The following is a 2,998-nucleotide window of genomic DNA, read 5'->3' on the forward strand; positions in this document are numbered from 1 at the left end:
GATAACCAAGCAGCTCTTAGAGGACAATATGTACCCAATGACGGTTGAAGGGCTCGAAGACGCAATGCGCTATCTCAGTCGCTAAGTTGGGGTGTTTGGATAATCTTTAATCAATATTTCTTTCACGATTACAATTACTTACTTATTTAGTGACATAGCACAGATTTTTTTCTTTAAGACTTGCTATTATCAGAATAACAATCACTTATAAAATTTTGAAGTTTGTTATGGGTATCCAGCGGTTTCTTGTTTTCGTTGTTCTAATCTCTATATCGTGTATGCAGTTGAATGCAGCGCCCCCTGTTGCTCAGCCCGCTAACAATAGCCTTCCTGCAAGCCAGTCTCAGAAATCTCCTGTAAAGAAAAAGTCTCCCGAGTTGGTTAAGCTTGCCAAAGAGGCCGAACAGATCAAGTCAGACTTAATTGAGCTAAATAGAGAACTTTATAATTTTGAAGAACAGTTACTATATCCAACTGAAACCCAGTTGGCTGTTTTTCTATCCCTTGATGCCAAAACTACTTTTGCGCTTGATTCAATTGAAGTTCTGTTAGATGACAAATTAGTCGCTACGCATTTGTACAACAAGTCTGAGTTGGCAGCCTTAAAGAAGGGCGGGGTTCAAAAAATCTATCTTGGAAGTTTGGCTGATGGACAGCACAAATTAACAGCCCAGTTTAACGGACAGGGTGCAGATAATAGCTATTTTCGTCGTAAGAAAGCCTTGAAATTCACTAAGGAAAATAAGGCTAAATACATACAGATGGAAGTTATTGAAAGTGCTGGTAAGCGAGAGCCCTTGTTCAAAGTTAAGCAATGGTAGCTGTCATCATGCTTTCTATGTCAGGTAGTATTCTTCAGTTCTCATCTCGTTATGTTGCCTTGCAATGTACCAAACTTTTTAGCTTTGCTCTTGCGTGCCTGACTCTTTCTATTCTGCTATCTGTTCCAACAGTTGTACTTGCCGCCAGCCAAAGCAAAGGCATTCCAGAAGAACTCTACGAGGGCATGGTCAAATTCAAGCTAAATAGCGGTGACGTCTTCAATGCACTGGCGATGATGAACGAGCCTTATATTTCAAAATATCCTGCCGACTATAACGCAGCCTTACATGGTTATAGCATGTCTAACAAAGCGCGTAAGCTGTTAGATATCAATGGCAAGCAAAAAAACAAACTTAGTGATTCTGAGCGATTTACGCTTGGTGAAGTCTACTATAACGATAACGATTGTATTAATGCGCTTAAGTCATTCAAGGGACTAAAGAATAAGCTGTCACTAGATGATAAACAGCGTTGGACTTTTTATAGAGCAAACTGCTTTATAGAGCTCGGTAGCCCACAGAGAGCAGCGAAAGCACTAAGGGATTTGGTCGGAGGAGTCTGGGCTGCTTATGCTTATTACAATCTTGCTATAGCTTATGCTGAAGCGAGCCATGACAAAACTAAAGCGCTCGGCACGCTTTGGATAGCGAGTTCACTGAATAAAGGTAAAAGCGAAGAAGAGTTGGCTTTGGCTGACCGAATTAATCTTGCGTCCGGCTCACTCTATTTGGAGGGGGGAAAGCCAGACCTTGCTTTAGAGTTTTTCAAAAAGGTTCGCCTTGACTCTGACAGTACGGCTGCAGGCTTATACCTGAATGGCTTGGCACATCTGGAGCTTGGTGATTTTCGTGCTGCCACTCAATCCTGGTTTAGTACCAAGACTTACCCTCTTACAAATCAAAGTGTTGCTGAAGCAGCATTGGCCATTCCTTACGCATACGAACGCTCCGGCTATATAAGTCAGGCTCTTGAAGCCTATAAAGAAGCCAGTTCCGGCTTTGAAAACGAATTGAGAACGATTAACAAGCTAGATACGGCGCTTGAAAAACATGGTGCGCATGCAGTGTTGATTGATGGTAGTGAAATTAAGGGGCTGGAGTGGTTTTTGTCAAAAGGTGTTGTTAAGAATACTACACGCGCTGCTTATTACCGTTATTTCGCTCAGGATAGGGATATTCATGACGATATTAAGCTATACACCGAGATGCACAACCTAGTGGTAAATATCGAGTATTGGCAGACTCAATTATCCGTATTTTCTCAGGCCTTGAACTCTAAAAAGAGTAATTTCAGTAAACAAATAAAGCGTTTTAATTCTGTTGAAATTGCTAACCGAATTAATGCTTATGATAAAAAAGTTGGCAAACTTTCCTCAAGTAACTTGATGACGCCAAAGCTTAGTAAGAGCTTGCAGATTGAGGCAATGAAAAACGGTGTAGATACTTTGGCAAGTAGGCTTGGTAAGCTTCAAAGCAAAGTAAATAATGGTCCTAAACTACTTTCAAGCCAGTTATCTGAAAGCGCAGCTCTAGGGCAGCGACTCGCAGCGAAAAAAGTGAAGATAGAGGCTTTGCTAGATAAGTTGGATAGCGAGATTACTAATGTCTGCCGGCAGCATCTTTCTGAGCTAAGAAAGGTGATGATGTCCAATTATGAGAGAGCTGAGCAAGGCTTGGTGCATATTTTCCAGGGTATCGCTGAAAATAAATCGACTAAGCGAAAGAAAAGTAAAGACGGGCGCTATTCTCGATGATGTATTTTATTAAATCGACTAGAAACAACGTTCCTAGGCTTTATTCTTGGGTACTTCTTTTAGCTGTAGGTATGTTTTCAAACACTTCTTATGCTGCTAGTGATGACCCATTTATTTTTGAGTTGAAAAGTGATCTCGAAACCATTGGTGATATCAAACCGAGCTTTATCGTCTACCAAGATAAACCTTTACCCAAGGTCTCAATTAATTACATCTTAAAGCGCTACATAAAATTATTTGAAAACGCTAACTCGCCTAATGTAAAAATTGATGCTTTGAATCGTATTAATAACTTAAGGGAAAAGTACAAACTCGATAGCAAGAAACCGCTGGATACCCATAACAAACTTCAAAATTTTATAAGTGATTGTTATTCTGATAATAGCAAGTCTTAAAGAAAAAAATCTGTGCTATGTCACTAAA

General features: G+C 40.1%; 3 protein-coding genes. All 3 read left to right on the top strand.

Features of this window, described 5'->3' with window-relative positions:
• Positions 1 to 284 precede the first annotated feature (284 nt).
• The 3 genes from A3735_RS22265 (at position 285) to A3735_RS22275 (ending at position 2,970) form a co-directional block, all read left to right on the top strand.
• Positions 285 to 821 (top strand): AraC family transcriptional regulator, encoded by a 537-nt coding sequence (locus A3735_RS22265; RefSeq protein WP_156499830.1) that lies wholly within the window; start codon positions 285 to 287, stop codon positions 819 to 821.
• Positions 815 to 2,575 carry a lipopolysaccharide assembly protein LapB gene (locus A3735_RS22270; protein WP_068512669.1) on the top strand — a complete coding sequence of 587 codons (1,761 nt, stop codon included), beginning with the start codon at positions 815 to 817 and terminating at the stop codon, positions 2,573 to 2,575. Before A3735_RS22265 ends, A3735_RS22270 begins: the two co-directional genes overlap by 7 nt.
• 71 nt (positions 2,576 to 2,646) lie before the next feature.
• The gene (locus A3735_RS22275) at positions 2,647 to 2,970 is read left to right on the top strand and encodes a hypothetical protein (RefSeq protein ID WP_156499831.1); all 324 of its coding nucleotides are present in this window, start codon (positions 2,647 to 2,649) and stop codon (positions 2,968 to 2,970) included.
• The last annotated feature ends 28 nt before the right edge of the window (positions 2,971 to 2,998 follow it).

The sequence above is a fragment of the Oleiphilus sp. HI0061 genome (genome assembly GCF_001635675.1).